We start from the raw sequence: 20,538 nt of genomic DNA, 5'->3' as shown, positions 1-20,538 counted from the left end.
GGTGACGACACCGTGTATGGCGGAATGGGGGATGACATTCTCCTGGGCGAAGCCGACCGTGACAAATTAAATGGGGAGGACGGCAAAGATGTCCTCATAGGTGGCGCTGATGGCGACATCCTGTCTGGCGGCGCGGAAGACGACAAGCTCTATGGCGAGGTACAAGTCAGCGTTGCAGTGGCCATCGCCAACGGCAACAGCCAAACCGGCAGCGACCTTAAAGGCGACTGGCTGGCAGGCGGCAGCGGCGATGATACCCTGGTCGGTGGTAAAGACAATGATGTCTTGACGGGCGGGGGCGGCCAAGACCTGTTGGTCGGCGGTGCGGGCGATGACGATATTATGGGTGACACCGATTGGGTGGCAACAAGCCTTAATTGGTCGGTGACCGGTCAGGGTAATGAAAGATTGTTTCAACCTGTAACCGGCACTATAGATCCCGCAGACAGCGCATCGGATGTCATCTATGCGGGAAAGGGCAACGATAATGCCTGGGGTGGAAAAGGTGAAGATATCCTCTTTGGCGAAGAGGGCAACGACTACCTGGATGGTGAAAGCGAGAACGATATACTATTAGGCGGGGACGGAATAGATGTTCTCAACGGTGGAGATGGCAACGACTACCTGGATGGTGGTGCAGGCGATGACTTGACATCACAAAATGGAAACACGGCTGGTAATGGCGGATTATTCGGCGGCGCTGGCGATGACACTCTTTATGGCGGCGCAGGTGCAGGACGCGACGAGCTACGGGGCGGCGATGACAATGATGTCTTGGACGGTGGCGAAGGTAATGACTTCCTGTTTGGCGACGCTGGCAACGACACATTGACTGGCGGTGCGGGGGCGGATTATTTCGATGGCGGGGCTGAGGACGACACTTACTTGGATGTCGCCTCGGAAGACAAGGTAGGCAAGAGCGACGGCAACGACACCATCGTTAAACAGAATGCGGGCGGCCTGGCGGCTACGCAAGCACTGGCCCTGTCGAATAACACCAATCTGGTAGTTACCCTGGATAACGGCGAAACCTTAAATCTCCTGAATGTTTTCTACGGAAGCCATTATACCTTGCAATTCGGCAACGGAAGCCAGATGGACTTGGAAAACGAGATCGGCAACACCTTCACCACTGCCGTCTCTCTGCGACTGGACAATACCGGTGGACGGTTATACGGCGCCGCCGCTGCCGACAGCCTCTATGGCGGTGCGGGTGACGACACTTTAACCGGCCACAAAGGCAACGATTTATTGCAAGGCGGAGTTGGCGATGACGTTTATCTCTATGCTGCGGGGGATGGGCAGGACACCATCATCGAGACTGGCGGCAATGCCGACGCGCTGCGTTTCAAGGCAGGCATTGCCCCGGCAGATATCAAGCTGACCCGCTACTGGACTAATGGCAACACAGGAGACAGCCTTAAACTGGAGCGGCTGGGCACAAGTGGCGATTCGGTTTCCCTAACAAACTATTTCGAGTCGGCGGACGACAGCGGCAGGGTGGACAGGATCGAATTTGCTGATGGCACCGTATGGGCGTATGCAGATATACAGGCACGGTTGCTCGTCGTTACGGAACAAAATGACACTCTGAATGGCTATGCCGGGGCTGACATGATTGATGGTCTGGGCGGGGACGATTCCATCAATGGCATGGCAGGTGACGATATATTACTGGGTGGGGCGGGCAACGATACAGTTGGAGGCGGTTTAGGCAACGACACCCTGTTCGGCGGGACGGGCAATGACATCGTGTGGGGCGGCCTGGGAAATGGGAATGACACTCTAAGCGGCGGGACTGGTAATGACAACCTGCAAGGTGGGGAGGGAAATGACATATACCTGTTTGGCCGGGGAGATGGTTTTGACTCTATTTGGGAAGTGTCGGATGCCAGTGGCTCCAGCACGGATGTGTTGCGGCTGGGCGCAGGTGTGCTGCCCGGGCATGTCACTTTGCACCGCATGGGATATGGGGATAGGGACTTGGCGCTAGTGATTGATGGCTCAAATACACAAATCCTGTTGGGCAATTATTTTGGGGCGTTTGGCACCCAGATAGAACGTATTGAGTTTGATGGTGGCGCAGGAGCAGTATGGACAGCGGCAGATATCAATGCGCGTGTCCAGGTCGGCATCCAAAACAACATGGTAGGTACCTTGGCAGATGACACGTTTGTCGTGGATCATGAATTGGACACAATTACCGAGCCGGCCAATAGTGGGATTGATACGGTACTTGCATCAAGGACTTTTACGCTGCCAGATAATATCGAAAACCTTACGCTGACGGGCCCTCTCAATATTAACGGCACAGGGAATGGCTTGGCTAACATTCTGCGCGGCAATAGCGGCGACAATGTCCTGACCTCATTGAAAGGCGGCCCCAGTGACATTGCATATGGTGGGCAGGGAAATGACACCTACGTTGACGTGAACGAGATAATTGAATCCGCGAATGAAGGCATCGACACATGGGTAAGATCCAGTGGCGGAACTTTGCCCGATAATGTAGAGAACTTAAGCGTACAAGGATCCAACTATAATTACAATGCGTATCTCATTGGCAATGCGCTGGACAATGTCCTGACCAGCAGGGGCAAAAGTGGCTATCAAGACATCTTGGACGGCCGTGGCGGTGCAGATACGATGGTCATCATAAAATCGAATGACCCACCGTACTTGCCGCTTGCGGATAAGACGACCGTTTATATCGACAACCCTGGTGACAGGATTATCGGAGCACCCTATGAGATCAGGAGTTCTATCGATTATTCCCTGTCGGAACCGCTACTTAATGCGAATAACGACCAATATGACCCAAAAAGCGCAGCTAACCGTCTGGTTTTGCTAGGGACTGGTGCGATTAGCGGGACAGGTAATGCGATCAACAATATGTTGGACAGTTCCCAGAATTTGGCGGCAAACACTTTAACTGGAAGCGCGGGGGACGACACTTATGTGCTCGGGTTGAATGACCGTGCCATTGAAGCCGTAGGCGAAGGAGTCGACGAAGTACAACTTAGGCCACTATATGCCGACGCAGGCATTGTGATTCGTATTGCTGATCTCGGCATGAATAACATTGAACGCTATGTTTTGGCAGGGCGGGCAACAAATGCCACGTTATCGGGAGATGCACAGGACAATAACCTTAGAATTGAACTGAATGGTATCAGGTCTGGTGGTGAGCTATTCAATGATTTCTACCTTAGTGGCCGACTTTTCGGGGATGCAGGCAATGATAGCTTATTGGGGCAGGCGGGTGCCGATGTGTTGGATGGCGGCACAGGTGCTGATCTAATGTTGGGAGGTTCAGGGAATGATCGTTACATAGTTGACGATGTGGGTGACCGGATAATTGAATACAGTTCTAACGTCTACAATCAAGATAGTAAGAGTGTTAGTGTTACGGTTAACGGTGGCTCCTTAGATTTGGTCGAGGCCAGTGTGGATTTTACGCTGCCCGATAACGTTGAGGCCCTAACACTCACGGGCAATACTGCTATTAATGCTACTGGAAACGGTCTCAATAACGTCCTCACCGGCAATAGCGCGGCCAATACCTTGATCGGTGGTGCTGGCAATGACCAGATCAATGGTAGTGCTGGCAACGACATGATGGTCGGCGATTCGGGCAATGACATTTATATTTTTGGTAAGGGCTCAGGCCAGGACACAGTCAATAGTTACGACACTACCGCCGGCAAGGCCGACACAGTGCAATTTGACACTACCGTAACGCCCTCCGAGGTTCAGGTCAGCCGTTTAGGTAATAACCTAGTGCTCACCATCAACGGCACTTCTGATACGCTCACTATTCAACAGTATATGGATAATGACGGAGCCAGTGCCTACACCGTTGAGCAGATCAAATTCTCTAACGGCACCATTTGGGACGTGGCAACGATCAAGGCCAAGTTACTTAATCATGCGCCTTTATTATCATCACCACTGCCCGACCAAGCTGCAGCCCAAGGTGCGGCTTTCAGTTATGCCGTAGCATCCAACGCATTCACCGACCCGGACGCAGGCGACACGCTCAGCTACAGCGCAACACTGGCTGACGGCAGCGCTTTACCGTCGTGGCTCAGCTTCAACGCGACGACGCTTACATTTAGCGGCATTCCGACCACTCTCGGCTCCACTAGTGTGCGCTTGACCGCAACAGACACCGGCAACTTGGCTGCATCGGACATCTTTGATATCGTCGTCACTGTGCAAAACCTGACACTCAACGGCACTACAGGTGTGGACACCCTGAATGGTGGCACCGGTAACGATACGCTAAACGGCCTGGCCGGCAATGATATACTCAACGGCAATGCGGGCAATGACCGCTTGGATGGCGGAGCCGGAAACGATACAATGAAAGGCGGAACAGGTAACGACACCTACGTCGTTGATGCCACCACCGACATCATCACCGAGAGCCTCAACGAAGGCACCGACACCGTAGAAATTAGCGTGACCTATGCCTTGGGCAATAACGTTGAAAACCTGACCCTTACCGGTTCCAATGCTGTCAACGGCACGGGCAACACGCTTAATAACGTGTTGACCGGCAACAGCGCCGCCAACACCCTTTCTGGCGGTACTGGTGCAGATACGATGGTCGGCGGTGCGGGCAATGACACCTATGTCGTCGATAATACAGGGGATGTCGTGACAGAACTTCTCAACGAAGGCACTGACTGGGTTCAATCCAGTGTAACCTATATGCTCTCTGCGAACGTGGAAAACCTGAACCTCACCGCTTCTTCGCTCATTAACGGTACGGGCAATGCCCTCGATAACGTGTTGACCGGTAACGGTGTGGCCAATACCTTGACAGGTGATGCAGGCAATGACCGACTGATTGGCGGTGCCGGCAATGATACGATGAGAGGCGGGACAGGCAATGATACGTATGTAATTAATGTCACTACCGACATCATCACCGAGAACCTGAATGAAGGCACCGACACCGTCGAATCCAACATTACCTTTAGCCTGGCGGCGATCAACAACGTGGAAAACTTGACCCTGATTGGATCAACAGCGATAAATGGCACAGGCAATACCTTAAATAACGTCTTGACAGGCAATAGCGCAAAAAATATATTGACCGGTGGCACAGGTGACGACACCTATATCATTGGCACCGGTGACATCGTGACAGAGGCCGCCAGCGCAGGCACTGACACCGTGCAAACCAACATCACCTATACCCTAGGAACCAATGTCGAGAACCTGACCCTGACCGGCAGCAACGGCATCAATGGCAAGGGTAACGCCCTTAATAACGTGTTGATCGGCAACAGCGCCGCCAACAGCTTATCAGGGGGGGGCGGCAACGATACCTTGGACGGCCTGGCCGGCGTGGATACCCTGACCGGTGGCACCGGCAACGACACCTACAAGCACGGTCGGGGTCATGGCGCAGACACCGCCGTTGACAGCGATGCCACGGCCGGCAATACCGACGTATTGTCGTTCCTGTCCGGGATCGCCAACGACCAGCTCTGGTTCCGCCATGTCGGCACCAACCTCGAAGTCAGCGTCATCGGCACCTCCGACAAGATGGTGGTCAAGGACTGGTACCTGGGCAGCACCAACCATGTCGAACAGTTCAAGACCACCGACAGCACCAAGACCCTGCTCGACAGCAAAGTGGAAAACTTGGTTTCTGCGATGGCGGCGTTTGCGCCCCCAGCGGCGGGACAGACCACCTTGCCAGCGAACTACCAAACCACCTTGGCACCGGTGGTTGCGGCCAATTGGCAATAAAGGCATCAATGTTGCTGGTTTTTTTGGATTAATTCATCAGATATCGGTTCAATTGATACGTTTCCCTCACCCCAATGAAGGGTGGGAGGAAGGTATTTTGTCCAGGATGATCTATTGATTGTAAAATAGTTATTGTGGCTATCGATTCGGACTTGTGAAGCATTAACTCCGTTCGCCTTGATCCCGTCGAAAGGCAAGTAGGCTTCGACAAGCTCAGTCCGAACGGTTTCAAACATAGTGGGACCGATCAATAAATAGGCAGTGTTAAAAACATGCCCTTACACCTAATACCATTATCTTTATGCAAACCTGACTGGTTTGGCTATACTTGTGTCCAACAAGGCCACAAAACCTGCCCCAAGGGTTAGTAACATAACAGCAATGACCCATCTGACAGATGTTTCCCAAGCGACCAAACCCCTCGATTCCGGCCTGGACTGCTTGGTCATAATGGCTAGGCTACATGCGATAGCCGCCGATGCCGACCAGATTGCCCACGAATTCAAGGCCGATGGACAGCCTTTTGGACAGAGGGAAATCCTTCTAGCCGCCAAAAAACTGGGTTTGCAAGCTAGTGCCGTCAAGACCCCTATCGAACGGTTGGACAAGACCCCGCTGCCCGCCATGGCCGTGGGTGCGGGTGGCCGGTTCTTTATTCTCGCCAAAGTCGAAAACAACCAAGTCCTGATCCACGACCCTCAGACTGGCCGTCCCGAATCCTTGAACTTTGCTGAACTGATGGCACGTATCTCGGTGGAAAGAGAACAAACAACAGAAGTAGAGCCAACATTAGATAGAGAATCCGCTACCAAAGCCAAAAAGCAACCCAATGCCAGTGCCCTCTGCCCCCTGATCCTATTCACCTCCCGAGCCTCCTGGTCCGAAGAGATGGCCAAGTTCGACTTTACTTGGTTTATCCCGGCGGTGGTCAAGTACCGCAAGTTGCTGATCGAAGTGTTGCTGGTCTCTTTTGTCATCCAGTTTTTTGCCCTGATCACGCCCTTGTTCTTTCAAGTCGTGATGGACAAGGTGCTGGTGCATCGGGGTTTCACCACCCTTGATGTCGTCGCCGTCGGTTTGACGGTAGTGGTCTTGTTTGAAGTGTCGCTCACTGCCCTGCGCAGTTATGTGTTCGCCCATACCACCAGCCGCATCGACGTGGAACTGGGCGCGCGCTTGTTTCGCCACCTCTTGAATCTACCGCTGGCCTATTTTCAGGCACGGCGGGTGGGCGATTCGGTGGTACGGGTGCGGGAGTTGGAGAATATCCGCTCGTTCCTGACCGGCAACGCCATCACCCTGGTGCTGGACTTGTTGTTCTCGGTGGTGTTTATTGCCGTCATGCTGACCTACAGCCGTCCGTTAACACTGATCGTAGTCATGTCTCTACCCTGTTATGTAATTTTGTCGCTGTCCTTTACGCCCTTGCTCCGTGTCCGCCTGCACGAGAAATTCAACCGGGGCGCCGAAAACCAGGCCTTTTTGGTGGAAACCATCAGCGGTATCGACACGGTTAAGGCGATGGCGGTGGAACCGCATTGGACGCGGAAATGGGACAATCAGTTGGCCACCTATGTGTCATCGAGCTTCCGTACCGCCACAATCAGTACTCTTGCCAATAGCGGGGTGACGCTCATCAGCAAGCTGGTCACGGTCGCCACCATGTATGTGGGTGCCAAACTGGTCATAGAGGGCAAGATGACGGTAGGCCAACTCATAGCACTCAACATGCTGGCCGGCCAAGTCGCCCAACCGGTGATGCGGTTAGGGCAACTGTGGACGGATTTCCAGCAAACCGGCATTTCGGTGCAGCGTTTGGGCGACATCCTCAACACCCGTACCGAAGTGGCCGGGAACAAAAGCCCCTTGCCGCCATTGGCAGGGCGCATTACCCTGGAAGGCGTGGTGTTCCGTTACCGCCCCGATGGCCCTGAAGTGCTCAAGAACATCGACCTGGACATCGCGGCGGGTGAAGTCATTGGCATCGTCGGGCGCTCCGGCTCCGGCAAAAGCACCCTCACCAAGCTGGTGCAGCGCTTGTACACCCCGGAACGCGGACGTGTATTGGCCGATGGCATTGATCTTGTTTTGGCAGATGCTTCCTCCTTACGTCGTCAAATCGGCGTGGTGTTGCAGGAGAACGTCCTGTTCAGCCGTAGCATACGTGACAACATCGCCCTGGCAGACCCCGGAGCGCCCTTGGAGTCGGTCATCCAGGCCGCCAAGCTCTCTGGTGCGCATGAATTTATCCTGGAATTGGCCGAAGGCTACGACACCATGGTCGGTGAACATGGTTCTACCCTTTCTGGCGGGCAACGCCAACGCATTGCCATCGCCCGTGCCCTGATGACCAGCCCACGGGTGTTGATCTTTGATGAGGCCACCAGTGCCTTGGACTATGAGAGTGAGCGCATCATCCAGGACAATATGAAGGCTATCTGTAAAGGCCGCACCGTCATCATCATCGCTCACCGTTTGTCAGCAGTACGCGATGCCAACCGGATTGTCGTCATAGATCATGGCCAGATGGTGGAATCCGGCAGCCCTGCCGAACTGTTGCGTAATGAATTAGGCCATTACGCACGTTTACACCGTTTACAACAGGGATAGTACCCCATGGGCGTACGACTACAAGCCTTCGGCGACCTGATCAAACGCTACAGCGCCACAATCAGCCTGGCTTGGCAACACCGCGCCGAGATGAAAACCGTCCAACGCCTGCCCTATGAAGCCCAATTTCTGCCCGCCGCCCTGTCACTCCAGGAAACCCCGGTGTCGCCAGCCCCACATATTGCCATGTGGCTGCTCATTAGCTTTGCGGCACTCACGCTAATCTGGTCGATCTTCGGCCATGTCGATGTGGTCGCCACCGCCCAAGGCAAGATCGTCCCTAATAGCCGCACCAAGACCATCCAACCCTTTGAAACCGCCACCGTCAAGGCCATCCGTGTCGCCGATGGCCAAACCGTGAAAGCCGGAGATGTATTGATCGAACTGGATGACACCACTGCCCAGGCTGACAAAGACCAAATTATTAGCGATCTGTCCATGGCACGGTTACAAGGACAACGCGGTAAAGCCCTGCTGGCCGCATTGGAAAGCAGTCAAACGCCAGTCTTACAACAACCTGCCGACAGTGACAATGCCCAGTTTGAGGAAGCACAACGCCTACTTTCAGGCCAATACAGCGAATACATCGCCAAACTTAACCGCATTGAAGCCGAAATCGCCATGCGCGAAGCCGAATTGGGTTCGACCCAGGAGCTGGTACACAAATTAGAGCAAACCTTGCCCATCGCCAAGCAACGCGCAGACGATTTAAAGGAGATGGTGGACTTACGCTACGTCACCCGCCATGACTACCTGGAACGCAAACAGGTCAGCATCGAACAACAGGCCGACCTGGCCAACCAGCGCAGCAAGATAAAGGAGATACAAGCCGCCATCCATGAAGTGCACGAACAAAGTACAGCGATGACCGCCGAAACCCGAAGGATGAACCTGGACAACATCATCGAAGGCCAACAAAAGGCCGCTTCATTGGTGCAAGAACTCAAAAAAGCCGAAACCCACAGCAGGCGGATGCAATTGACCGCACCCGTGGCAGGTACCGTGCAGGAATTGGCCGTCCATACCGTCGGTGGTGTCGTCACCCCCGCCCAACCGGTGCTGCTGATCGTGCCTGGTGACAATCCCCTGGAAGTGGAAGCCTTTATCGAAAACAAGGACATCGGCTTCGTCAAGCCGAACCAGGAGGCAGAAGTCAAGGTCGAGACCTTCCAATACACCAAGTACGGCACGATCCAAGCCAAAGTCACCTCAGTCTCCCACGATGCCACCAACGACGAGAAGCGTGGCCTGATCTATTCCACGCGGATCAAGATGGATAAAGCCACGATTAATGTTGACGGCATCGATGTCAACCTCAGTCCCGGCATGGCCGTATCCGTTGAAATCAAGACCGGGAAACGCCGGGTGATCGAATACTTCCTGAACCCCTTGTTGCAATACAAACATGAGAGTTTGACGGAGCGGTGATGTTAGCTTCAGTGGCAAAAATTATCAGCTTCCAGTCTGAATACCCATACTAAACAAAATGCGCATGTCAGCTAACCCTACCCATTGCAATGATGCAAGCAATCAACTAAAAACCATGAACTGGTTCAAAGTAGGGTTGACAATTCTAATCCTTGTCGTAGGCAACACCTGTTATGCCGACGATCTGCTGAGTATTTACCAACAAGCATTAGAGGCTGACCCAGAGCTGAAATCCTCGGAAACCAAGATCAAGATCGGCGATGCCCAAAAAGGCCAGGCGCTGGGGGAAATGCTGCCACAGATCACCGGCACGGCCAACTGGTCGACCAACAGCCAGCGGCAGGGCAACCGGGGCAACGATTATGCAGGTACCAGCTATGTCATTTCATTAAACCAGACTTTGCTCGATTTCCCCAAGTTCTGGAACTGGCGGAAGTCCCAAGCCGTTGAAAGCCAATATACCCTGGAAAACGTCCAAGCCCAGCAAACCTTGCTATTCAAGGTCGTGGACAAGTACTTTACGGTGTTGGAGGCCGAAGACGAACTTAGTTTCTACTACAGCGAGGAAGAAACCACCGCACAACAACTCGCACAAATCCAAGCGCTGTACGATAAACAATTGGTCAAGATCACCGACATGTATGCGATAGAAGCGCGGTTAGACCAAATCAAGGCCGATATTATCGAAGCGGAAGCTAAGGTCGTGACCGCGAAAGAAGGCTTGCGGGAGCTGACCAACACCACACCGGCAATGCTGTTAAAACTGCGTGAGGGTATCGACTATAAGGAACTCGAGGGCAAATTGGAAGACTGGCTGGCGGTGGCAAAAAGCGAAAACCCGACCCTGGCCGCCCAGCAATATGCCATTGCCGCTGCCGACCTCGATGTCACTGCTCAAAAAGCCAGGCATTTGCCCGTGGTGGAACTACAATTGAACTATTACAACACCAATACCGGGTTCCAAAGCGCCTTCGTCAACCAGACTGACACCCAGGTTGCGGCCATCAACGTCAATGTGCCTATTTTCAGCGGTGGCACTATCACCCAAAGGACGCAGGAAGCACAACACAAGCTCACCCTTAACAAATATGACAACGAAGCCAAGCTCCGTGCCTTGGTCAAAGAAACCAGCGATGCGTTCCTCACCTCAAACGCCAACGTCAGGCGCATCAAGGCGACACGCAAAGCCCTGGAATCGGCCACCAAGTCCAGGGAAGCCGTGGAAGCCGGGTTCGGCTATGGTGTCGAAACAATCAGCGATGTCCTCAAGGCCCAAGAAGAAGAATTCAAGACCAAACGGGATTTAGCAAAGGCCAAGTATGGCTACATCAAAAACCGGATGCGCTTTATGCAAGCCATCGGCATGATCAGTGAAGAAAACTTGGCAGAGGCGAAAGGGTGGTTGCAAACCACGCCTGCACAGGAGATGCAATGTTTTAAGTAAAAACGAACAAATGTTTTTAAAACCGTTAAGTCAAGAAAAACCACGTCATTCCGGCAGGATTGCCGGAACCCAGAAGCCAGGGATGGCAAACGTAACACATCCATGTGCTCTGGTTATCGGCAATCCCTGTCGATACGACGGCTTAATTTTACGACTTTGCATATTTATTAAAATCGGTTAAGCGTTATTACTTATCACCGCCCATGACCGTTAGCCGTTCGCCGTACGACAGTATCCGATTGGCTGCGGGAGTTTCGCTTACACGTTTCGCAGCTTCGAAAAGCGTAGATATCTTGAATGGCCGTATTCATGGCGGTCTCCAAGACGGTAATTTTGTCGTTGGCATCCTTTAGCTGGGTTTGCAATGTTTGCAGATGGTTACCCTCGTGTGGGCTGCCAATGGATTCCGCATGGGCGACCGGATGCAAAAACAGCATAAATAGTGACAAATAAAATAATGATTTGTGAAGCATTGGAATTCTCCTTTATTATTCAAAAGATAATTTGCGCTAAGCGCAAGGGCTATGCCAGGTTTCAGCGGTGTCGATTATTATTTTTCAAGGCATTGCCGGGCATGGACACGTTCTCATTTCGGCAATTTCGCCCAAATTTGCAGCCTTGCAGGCTGCTTCCTTACCTTCCATTGGGTCTGTTACGGTAAGTGATGTCAGGCTACCATACCGGAGGATGATAGAAAATAGGCTTTTCCCTTATTCGGAGCTAAGGGAATCCCCTATTTGTCGAAGATCTAATCCTTCGCCTCAACCCAGAAAGCTGCAAAGCGGATCAATTCTATTCCTGTCTTCAGGCCCAGTTTTTCTTTGATGTTCACGCGATGCACTTCGATGGTCTTGACGCTTCTGTTGAGTTTTTCGGCGATTTGCCGGGTACCGAAACCAAACCCGATCAGTCGCAACACTTCGAATTCGCGGCCTGTGAGGCAGGCGACGGGGTCCGTGCTGCCCGGATCGACAGCGTGAGTGTGTATACGATCCAGCATCAGCCTATGCATTTCGTCGCTCAAATAGATACCGCCATCCAGAATTCTTCGGATAGCCAACTGAATGTTTACAGTCGCCTGGTGCTTCATGATGTAACCCCTTGCACCCAGCCGCAACGAGCGTTCAGCGTATAGTGATTCTTCGTGCATGCTCATGACCAGGATTGGCAGTTGAGGATAATGCGCAGTGAGGGTAGCGATGAGGTTAAATCCGGAAATTCCTTGGAGGGAAATGTCGACGATAGCCAGGTCGTGATGGCAACTGCGTATTGCGGTCAACGCTTCTTCGGCGTTGCCAGCCTCGCAGCAAAGCTGCATATCGGCTTGAAGGTTGATAACTTGCGCCAGACCCTGGCGCACGATAGGGTGGTCGTCTACGATCAGAATCCTGGCCTTCGCCTGGGCATCTTTATTTTCGTTTAGCAATGCGCTACCCCTCACGCTTCATGGGACCTGTAACGACTAAAGCCGTGCCGCCATCCGGGTTCTCGCGGACTTCGATCGCCGCCCCGATCAAATCGGCTCGACATCTCATGCTGCGCAAGCCGAGCGTTCCGTTTGCCTTCATACTTTGAGCTGGGAAGCCGACGCCGTTGTCTTCGACCGAAAGCAGGTATTGTCCGCTAACTTCCGACAGCTTAATTTCGATTCGTTGGGCTTTGCTATGCCGTAAGGCGTTGCAGACGGCTTCTTGGGCAATACGATAAAGATTCAGCGCGATGGTCTTGTCAATCACGTGTGTACTGGCCGTACATCGGACAGCACACTGGATTTCGGAAGTGCCCTGTGCGTATTCCGCCAGATGATGTAGTGCGGAGGAAAGACTTCCGGTTTCCAGGGCGACGGGATAAAGCCCACGTGACAATGACCGAACTACTGACATCGCTTCACCGAGCAGGTGCTTGACTTGGCGGACAATGGGAATTTCTGGTGCCGACTTCGCGCCTAATGTCTCGTGCAGGGAGGAGACCAAAAAGGCAATCCCCGTGAGCTGTTGACCCAAACCATCGTGCAATTCCTGCCCGACCATTTTCTGCCGTTCCTCGCTGATCTGATTCATTTCCATCTGCAAGCGCCGCTGCTCGACCAACACCGTATGAAGCTCCAGGTTAGTCCGGGAAAGTTCGTAAGTTCGTTTCTGCACTTGCCTTTCCAAGTTCTCATTGGAGTTCCTTAGTGCCGTCAACGCCTTTTTCCGTTCGGAATTAACAGCCGCCAAGAGGAGTCCGGTAATGGCCATCAGGTCGGCAAACAAGCACCAGAGTATCAGGCTCTCGATCATCGAGTTCACTGCAAATGGGCCGATACCCTGCACCGTGCCATGAATGGCGAGTAGGGATGCAATCAGCGCAACGCCAGCGCCCCCGATCGATCCGAAGCGAAGCGCACCCCAAATGGCGAACGGAAACAAGGATAAGGAGACCGGGAAATAACCAGGGCCGGCTAACATCGAGTTTCCGAATATGGTTTGACCGACCACCGTCAAGGCGACGATCAAAACCAGCGCTTCCAGGGTTTTCCTCGACGAGAATAATGGGGGAATCGCACGAGCCATGCCGAATCCAATGAGAAAGACTGGGCTGATCACGAGTACCCCCATACCATCTCCAAGCCACCAGGCTAGCCAGGTCGACCCGACATCGGCGACAGCTATCTCCCCGCCGGCAAACATCCCCAGTGTGCCGAGCGAGGCGCCTACGATAGTGCTGCCGAAAGCGGCGAGCAGGACTAACGAAAGCACATCGGATACCTTGTCCAGTGCAACCGAAAAGTTATTCCGATGCCTGAGCAATACGGCGCCACATAAGGGTTCCAGCGTATTGCCTAGTGTGATGATGGCTAGGGTAAGGATCGGTACGCCAGTTTCGGCATTAGCGATGAGGGCACCCAAGGCAATCCCAAACCACGAGCGATAGCCTCCTATCAGGATGGCAGCCAGGGCAATTCCACTGGGTGGCCACAACAATGTGACCGTCTGGCCGATAACGGCATATTCGAGTCCGAATTTCGCTGATGCCAGATACAGGAGAGAGACGCTTATCGTCCACAGAATATTAGGCCGAACTTTCATGACATTGATCTTGAAACTCTTTGTTGACACCGATTTTCATTAAGTGACCATTCGGGCTTCTAATTCACCCGGAGGGTTCAAATTCGAAGTGCAATGCCCAGCGATGGCGTTAGTATAACGGTGTAAAGTGTAATCCCGCTAGGGCAATTGGTGTTAGCCGTATTACTCCTCATGGTAAGAATTTGAAAAAGCTATGCCTGCAATTGGCCGGCCTGAAGCATTTTTCAATAATTTCAGGTAACCGCCTTGAATAAATTATTGAAATTATTTGAAACCTACCACTGGTAAATAACAAATTTACGGCAAGTTGGGTTGCCCTGGTCGACCCCATCGCATTCCAAATTTATGTTTTGAAACACGAACCGGTTTGAATTTAGCGGCACACCGCTGAGCGCCTTGTTGCGCTTACAACCCCGAATTAGCCTTCAATCTTTGATTTTTCTTCAAACCTATCCAATAAAATTGCCACCAACATGTCACTCATCACATTCACCACAGAACGGCAACGGGCGATAATCCAATCAACTGTGGCGATTAAGGGGATAATCAGCACAATTAATTGCTCCGATAGCCCTATTGCGCTTAACACTAAGGGCAAAGCAATCAAACCCGCCTCCGGTATGCCGGAAACGCCAACGCCGACCATAATCGATGCTACAATAATCAACAATTGCTGCGTCATGTCCAAGTCAAAACCTATGGCTTGGGCCAGAAATAAAGCCGCCATGGCTTCATATAAAATAATGCCGTCATTATTCAAATTGGTGCCTATTAAGGCTGACAAGCGTGCAGAGCGCTGCGAAATCCCCATTTTTTCAGTTAAACAACGCAACGTAACGGGCACGGTAGCCAGACTGCTATTCGTCGAAAATCCCATTAAAATCGCATCCATGCCATGCCCTAAATAACGCTTTATCGGCAACTTCCCAAACCAATATGCCATGCAAGGGTAATAGACCAAACAATGAATCAATAAACCCGCCAACATGGTGACCAAGAAAATACTTAATAGCGTAAAAATACTTAAGCCAGATTTTCCTACGACCTGTGCGACTACGCCGGTAATGGCCACCGGAATGGACAAAATGACCCACGCTAGCATTTGCAACAAAAGGTGATAACACGCGGTTATTAATTTTTCTAATAAATCAATCCCAGAATTGTCACCAATAAAAGGATGCTGTTTGACATAACGCAATGCGCTACCCATTAACAAAGCCAATAAAATCAACGCGATCACGTTATTTTTAACAAACGGCTCAACAATATTTTCGGGAATATAACCGGCAATATTTTTTAACGGATTGAGTGTCACGCCTTCCGGTGCTGCCTTAATTGGCGTTTTCGTGATTTCTGGTTGCAATTGTGCCGATAACTCCTGGATATGGCCGCTCCATGACTCGCCCGGTGTAAAGACGTTCATAATGGTTAAGCCAATCAGCATCGCCACCATTAAATTAACCCCACAAATGGCCAGTAATCGGCCACCATGACGAAGGTTGATGTCGGTATGAATAAACGCATCCAAAATAGCCAGGAAGACTAACGGCGTAGCCAAGGTTTTTAATAAGCGAATGACCAACATGCCTAATTGACCTAAAGTTTCATTTTTTAGCAACCCCCATAAATAAGGTTCCGTGCCAAACAACACACCCAACACAGTGCCAATAGCAACACCGATGACGACCTGAAGGGAAAGCGGCAAATTAGGTTTAATCAACATAAGTAGTCAGGTATTTTTTGAAAGCAGTAAATCTTAAATTCTGTAGAAATGTAATTTCCAATTAACAAATACTGGCAATAGGGTTTGTCCAATACTCTGTCGTCCACGCTCAAGGTGCCGGCCTTTAAGTTCAAGCCCAGGCTGGATTCGCCATATAAATCCCAGCCTGTAGTAAGCTTCCCGGTGCAAAAATCGGTTTACGCTATCGTGTGAAATCGGCATCACTTCCCCCAAGCGCCGACAGCTCGCCTGGTTGGGTTCGCCCAATAGGAACCCTATGCCCATTGGCAAGGTGCAATGGGCTGTTGGGGGACGCGTTATTTCTCTTGTCAAGGGTTGGCCTTCCGGTGGCTGTGGTATTTTTAATCTCCATAGTTTACATTGCCTGTCAATGCGTAACTCCTCTATATAAGTTCAAACTTCATTAGGCCGTATCTAAAGTAATCTACCATCTGATCAAAAATCGTTGTATAAAACTTCTTTGATTGATTGGGCTATAGATAACAAAAACCAGTTTTCAAAATATCTGTAATTTTATCTACATTTAAATACCTTGTTATTTAAGATGCCTGCTGCCACGATGATAGGGGAAAGCACTGGGCTGAATGGGGGAGAATAAGCAAGGCCTGCATTTTCAAGGTCGGCGCATGTCAGCTTTCCAAGTAACACTGTAGCTGCAATATCAATCATTTTATCGACATTACCACCGCCAATCACTTGAGCGCCCAGTAGCCTGCCGCCCCTTCGATCAGCGATGAGTTTTAAGGAAAAATCTCGTTTTCCGGGATAGTAGCACGCCCGGTCACTACCTGCCATTACCATCGAAATTGGCTCAAAACCTGATTCCTGTGCCGATTGTTCCGATAACCCCGTTATTGCTACCGTCAAATTAAAAGTCTTGAATATTGCCGTTCCGAAAACACCTGGGTAGTGGGCGTCCCCGCCTGCAACATTTTCACCGGCAACACGTCCTTGCAAATTAGCAATATCGCCCAAGGGCATCCAAATCGGCGTACCTGTTATTCGATTGACCTTCTCGCAACAATCGCTGGCCGCAAAAATACCGGAAGTCCGTGCTTCCATTCTGGAATCAACGGCAATTGCCCCAGTCGTGCCGAGCCCAATACCGGCGGCTTTTGCCAGATCAATATTGGGCCTGACACCGATAGCGATAACAACCAGATCGGCGGGTATCATTTTTCCGGATTCTGTCTCCACAACAGTGACCCGGCCATTGTCACCGTGTAGTTTAGCAAGGCCATCACCAAGTACTAATTCAACTTGGTTTTCCAGCAAATGGTCATGAAAAGGTTGGGCCATTTCAGGGTCAAACCGGGGTAAAATACGCGCCGCTTTCTCGACCATGGTGGTTCTGATGTTGAGTTCATGGAAAGATTCGGCCAGTTCCAGGCCAATATAACCCGCGCCTATAATTACTGCTTTTTGGGGCTGCAACGTTGATAACAGAGCTTTAAAGCGGGCTAGGTCACTGATATTGCGTAAGGTTAGAACGCCTTCCAACCTTATACCTTCGACATTCGGCACAATCGGACGTGCGCCGGTTGTAATAACCAGGCGGTTATAATCAACTATGGCATCGGTATTATTGTGCAGGTCTCTTACGGTGAGTTGCCGCCTGGTTTTATCGATGCTGGTGACACGGTGTTGGGTAAAAACCTGGATACCTTATTTGGCAAAATCTTCAGGCTGGCGGATAATGACTTTACGACCATCATCAATAACCCCACTGATGACATAAGGCAGGCCTCAGGCGGAATAAGACACTTCGGATTCGTCTTGATAAATGATGGTTTCGCTATTCGGATCAACCCGATGCGCTTTAGCCGCAGCTTTTGCGCCTGCGGCAACACCGCCTATGACAATGATTCGCATGATTTTCCCCTGATTTACGGTTATTCAATTGGTGAGGCCGGCATTCAACCAATCGCCAGTACCGGCAAAAAAAGCAGGTTCACCGCCGGTATGTATAAATACTATTATTTTGTAATCCTCGAAGTGTTTGTTTTGCAGTCCGTGCAGGAACCCTGCCATTGCTTTACCGGTATAAACAGGATCCATGAGTATGCCTTCTGTACGTCCGACCCTCTTTATCGCCTCGGCAGCTTCCGGGCTTGAGATACCATAGCCGAGTCCAATAAATCCGCCGTAAACAGGTGCATCCCGGACTTTAAAAATCCAGTCCAGCTTCAACAATGCAGCCGCTTCGGTAGCCAAGTCAGCGACTTGTTGGCTGACTTGTTCTGGCCCACGGCTGACTGTGTAGCAGAGCATTTTCCAAGGCAGATTTAATAACTTGATGCCTAGCAACCAACCCGCATAGGTTCCACCAGAACCTACTGCAAACACTATCGCATCGAGCGCTAAACCTTGGCTAAGACATTGCTGATAAAGTTCGAAAACAGCGAGTACATGCCCCAATACACCCATCGCGCATGCACCGCCGCGTGGAATCGGATAAGGGCTATGGCCTTGTTTATGCAAAATGCCGGCAACCTGTTGAATATGCGTATCGACCGAAGCCCTGTCATCGTCATCGGTAAAATGAAATTTGGCATCCAGCATTTTGGTAACGCGGTAATTACCTTCTACCGTTACAGGCTGTTTTCCCCAATAGACAGCAGTACAACGCATTCCGGCATAAGCCGCTACCGCTGCTGTCGCCCGCACATGATTGGATTGCACTCCGGCACCGGTTATCAGCCAATCAGCATTCTTGGCCAAGGCTTCGGCTAACATCACTTCCAAGCCACGGATTTTATTGCCGCCTAAACCAAAACTGATCAGGTCATCCCGCTTAAACCAAAGATCAACGTCAGCGAGCATTTCCGACAAGCGATTGGCCCGCATAAGCGGAGTTGGGTACTGTGCGAGGATATGCCTGGGTATTTGTTCGGCAATATGTTTTATGACTGCCTGTCTATCAAGGTTTTGGCTTTCTGTGGTCATCACCGCCATCCCATCAAGGTAATTGAATCTGAAAAATAACTTGATCGACCATGCTGGCACACATACCCGTGCTTTGTTCGAGATCGAACAGCGAATCTATCGCCTCAAGAGTCAAAATAGCGCTTATTTTCGGATGATTGAAGGGAGCCTGTTTAAGATGTAATCCTTCTTTTTGCGCTTGCAGGCACACTTCATAAATAAGCTGATGTGCGCTTTGTTTGCCTAAATCCTTAGCGAGAGCCAGCATCACCGCCTCGGCATGGACAAAACCGTTAGTTGCCAGGATATTGGCGAGCATACGCTCGCGATTAACCTGTAAGTCCTTAAGTAGCGGCTTGAGCAATGCCAGTGATTTGTCGGCGGCTAAAGTCACATCGGGAATAATCAGCCATTCCCCTTTCCAGGAGAGTCCATCCCGTTCATGGCTATGCACTAAATTTTCAGCCATGTGAGCAGCGTGATGCCTGACAACGCGCGATAAAGTGCCTAGATGTTCGGAAATTTCCGGGTTACGTTTCTGCGGCATGGTAATGCTGCCAACCGCACCGCTGACAAAGCCTTCACTCAGTTCAACGATTTCAGGCCGTTGCAGATTGACGATTTCTTGTCCGATGCGGTCGCCGGTTGACGTAATCATCGCCATTACATTCAGCCATTCGGCATAGCGGTCGCGGCTGCTGGTCCAGGAGATTGCGGGCGAATCTAAACCCAAGCGTTGCATAAAGACTTTTTGTAAAGCTAAAGCTTGTGGGCCGAACGAAGACAGGCTACCGACACCGCCGCCAAGCTGGCCTACGGCTAGGCGTGTTTTAAGTTCAGTCAAGCGTTGGCGATGCCGTTCCAGTTCATCCAGCCAGGTGGCGGCTTTAAAACCAAACGTAATCGACAAACCCGGTTGTGCGTGTGCGACCGCACATGACAGTGCGTTTGTGCTGACGAGCCAGATCAAATAAGATTTGTTGTATCGTAGTTAGTTGCACTAGAAAGTGCCCGTGTACTTTCAATAAAGTCCGGACAGTATGGGTATCGGTAATATCCTGTACGGTTGCCCCATAACAAAGCCATTCACCGCCTGTAGCGCCGCAGCGGTTCTTGACGGTATTAATCAAGCCCATCAGTGAATGATTAGTCTTGATAAAACCTTCGCCCACCTCTTTTAAAAAGTCTTCGTCTATTTCAATGTCCTCGTAAGCTGCTTTAATCTCTATCCCAGCTTGTTCGGGAATCAAACCAAACTCGGCCTGTACTTGTGCCAACACGCCCATGACTTCAAGCCAGCCTTTCACCCTGTTTTGTTCGGTAAATAAGGGACGTAACTCAGGATCAGTCCAGGACAGACCTTAAATCGTAGAATCGTTTATATGGACTGAATCAATCATTTGTTGACTTCCCTTTTAAGCTGCTAGTGTAACGTCTTCAACATATCTTTAGCTTTGTCGATTTTTGCCAAAATAGCCTCTGGTTTCGCTGTCCAATGGTAAGGTTTGGGGTTGTTGTTACGGTGGTCGAGAGTGTCCTGGATCGCCGTC

General features: G+C 51.2%; 12 protein-coding genes and 1 pseudogene. 4 read left to right on the top strand and 9 right to left on the bottom strand.

What is annotated here, in order from left to right:
- The 4 genes from ACLQ6D_RS01635 to ACLQ6D_RS01620 all read left to right on the top strand — a co-directional run.
- Positions 1-5,766: calcium-binding protein (locus ACLQ6D_RS01635; protein ID WP_411725505.1), on the top strand; the 5,766-nt coding region annotated here is incomplete at its 5' end.
- A gap of 381 nt (positions 5,767-6,147) precedes the next feature.
- A complete protein-coding gene (locus tag ACLQ6D_RS01630) occupies positions 6,148-8,376 on the top strand; it encodes a type I secretion system permease/ATPase (RefSeq protein ID WP_411725504.1) in 2,229 nt (742 codons plus the stop codon).
- 6 nt (positions 8,377-8,382) lie between these two features.
- On the top strand, positions 8,383-9,804 hold the full coding sequence (locus tag ACLQ6D_RS01625) for an HlyD family type I secretion periplasmic adaptor subunit (RefSeq protein ID WP_411725503.1): 1,422 nt from the start codon (positions 8,383-8,385) through the stop codon (positions 9,802-9,804).
- Positions 9,805-9,919: 115 nt separating this feature from the next.
- Positions 9,920-11,248, top strand: a complete 1,329-nt coding sequence (locus tag ACLQ6D_RS01620) for a TolC family outer membrane protein (RefSeq protein ID WP_411725502.1) — start codon at positions 9,920-9,922, stop codon at positions 11,246-11,248.
- A 194-nt stretch (positions 11,249-11,442) separates the two neighbouring features.
- On the opposite strand, the gene ACLQ6D_RS01615 is transcribed toward ACLQ6D_RS01620, so the two are convergent.
- The 9 genes and pseudogenes from ACLQ6D_RS01615 to ACLQ6D_RS01575 all read right to left on the bottom strand — a co-directional run.
- Positions 11,443-11,721 (bottom strand): hypothetical protein, encoded by a 279-nt coding sequence (locus ACLQ6D_RS01615; protein ID WP_411725500.1) that lies wholly within the window; start codon positions 11,719-11,721, stop codon positions 11,443-11,445.
- Positions 11,722-11,996: 275 nt separating this feature from the next.
- Positions 11,997-12,674 (bottom strand): response regulator, encoded by a 678-nt coding sequence (locus tag ACLQ6D_RS01610; protein ID WP_411725499.1) that lies wholly within the window; start codon positions 12,672-12,674, stop codon positions 11,997-11,999.
- Between the two features lie 4 nt (positions 12,675-12,678).
- Positions 12,679-14,319: an MASE1 domain-containing protein gene (locus ACLQ6D_RS01605; RefSeq protein WP_411725498.1), complete on the bottom strand. Its 1,641-nt coding sequence runs from the start codon at positions 14,317-14,319 to the stop codon at positions 12,679-12,681.
- Between the two features lie 418 nt (positions 14,320-14,737).
- Positions 14,738-16,042, bottom strand: coding sequence for a dicarboxylate/amino acid:cation symporter (locus ACLQ6D_RS01600; RefSeq protein WP_411725497.1), 1,305 nt, complete (start codon positions 16,040-16,042; stop codon positions 14,738-14,740).
- A gap of 534 nt (positions 16,043-16,576) precedes the next feature.
- A complete protein-coding gene (locus tag ACLQ6D_RS01595; protein ID WP_411725507.1) occupies positions 16,577-17,725 on the bottom strand; it encodes an FAD-dependent oxidoreductase in 1,149 nt (382 codons plus the stop codon).
- 84 nt (positions 17,726-17,809) lie between these two features.
- Positions 17,810-17,935 (bottom strand): hypothetical protein, encoded by a 126-nt coding sequence (locus ACLQ6D_RS01590; protein WP_411725495.1) that lies wholly within the window; start codon positions 17,933-17,935, stop codon positions 17,810-17,812.
- A 24-nt stretch (positions 17,936-17,959) separates the two neighbouring features.
- A complete protein-coding gene (locus tag ACLQ6D_RS01585) occupies positions 17,960-19,009 on the bottom strand; it encodes a 1-aminocyclopropane-1-carboxylate deaminase/D-cysteine desulfhydrase (RefSeq protein ID WP_411725494.1) in 1,050 nt (349 codons plus the stop codon).
- Positions 19,010-19,022: 13 nt separating this feature from the next.
- A complete protein-coding gene (locus ACLQ6D_RS01580; protein WP_411725506.1) occupies positions 19,023-19,307 on the bottom strand; it encodes a hypothetical protein in 285 nt (94 codons plus the stop codon).
- A 228-nt stretch (positions 19,308-19,535) separates the two neighbouring features.
- Positions 19,536-20,274, bottom strand: a pseudogene (locus ACLQ6D_RS01575) (lyase family protein); the annotation flags it as partial.
- Positions 20,275-20,538: the final 264 nt, after the last annotated feature.

It is taken from the genome of Methyloglobulus sp. (genome assembly GCF_046714055.1).
GTDB lineage: Bacteria > Pseudomonadota > Gammaproteobacteria > Methylococcales > Methylomonadaceae > Methyloglobulus.
The sequence above is the reverse complement of the archived record's forward strand: the minus strand, read 5'-3'. Positions and strand labels throughout refer to the sequence as shown.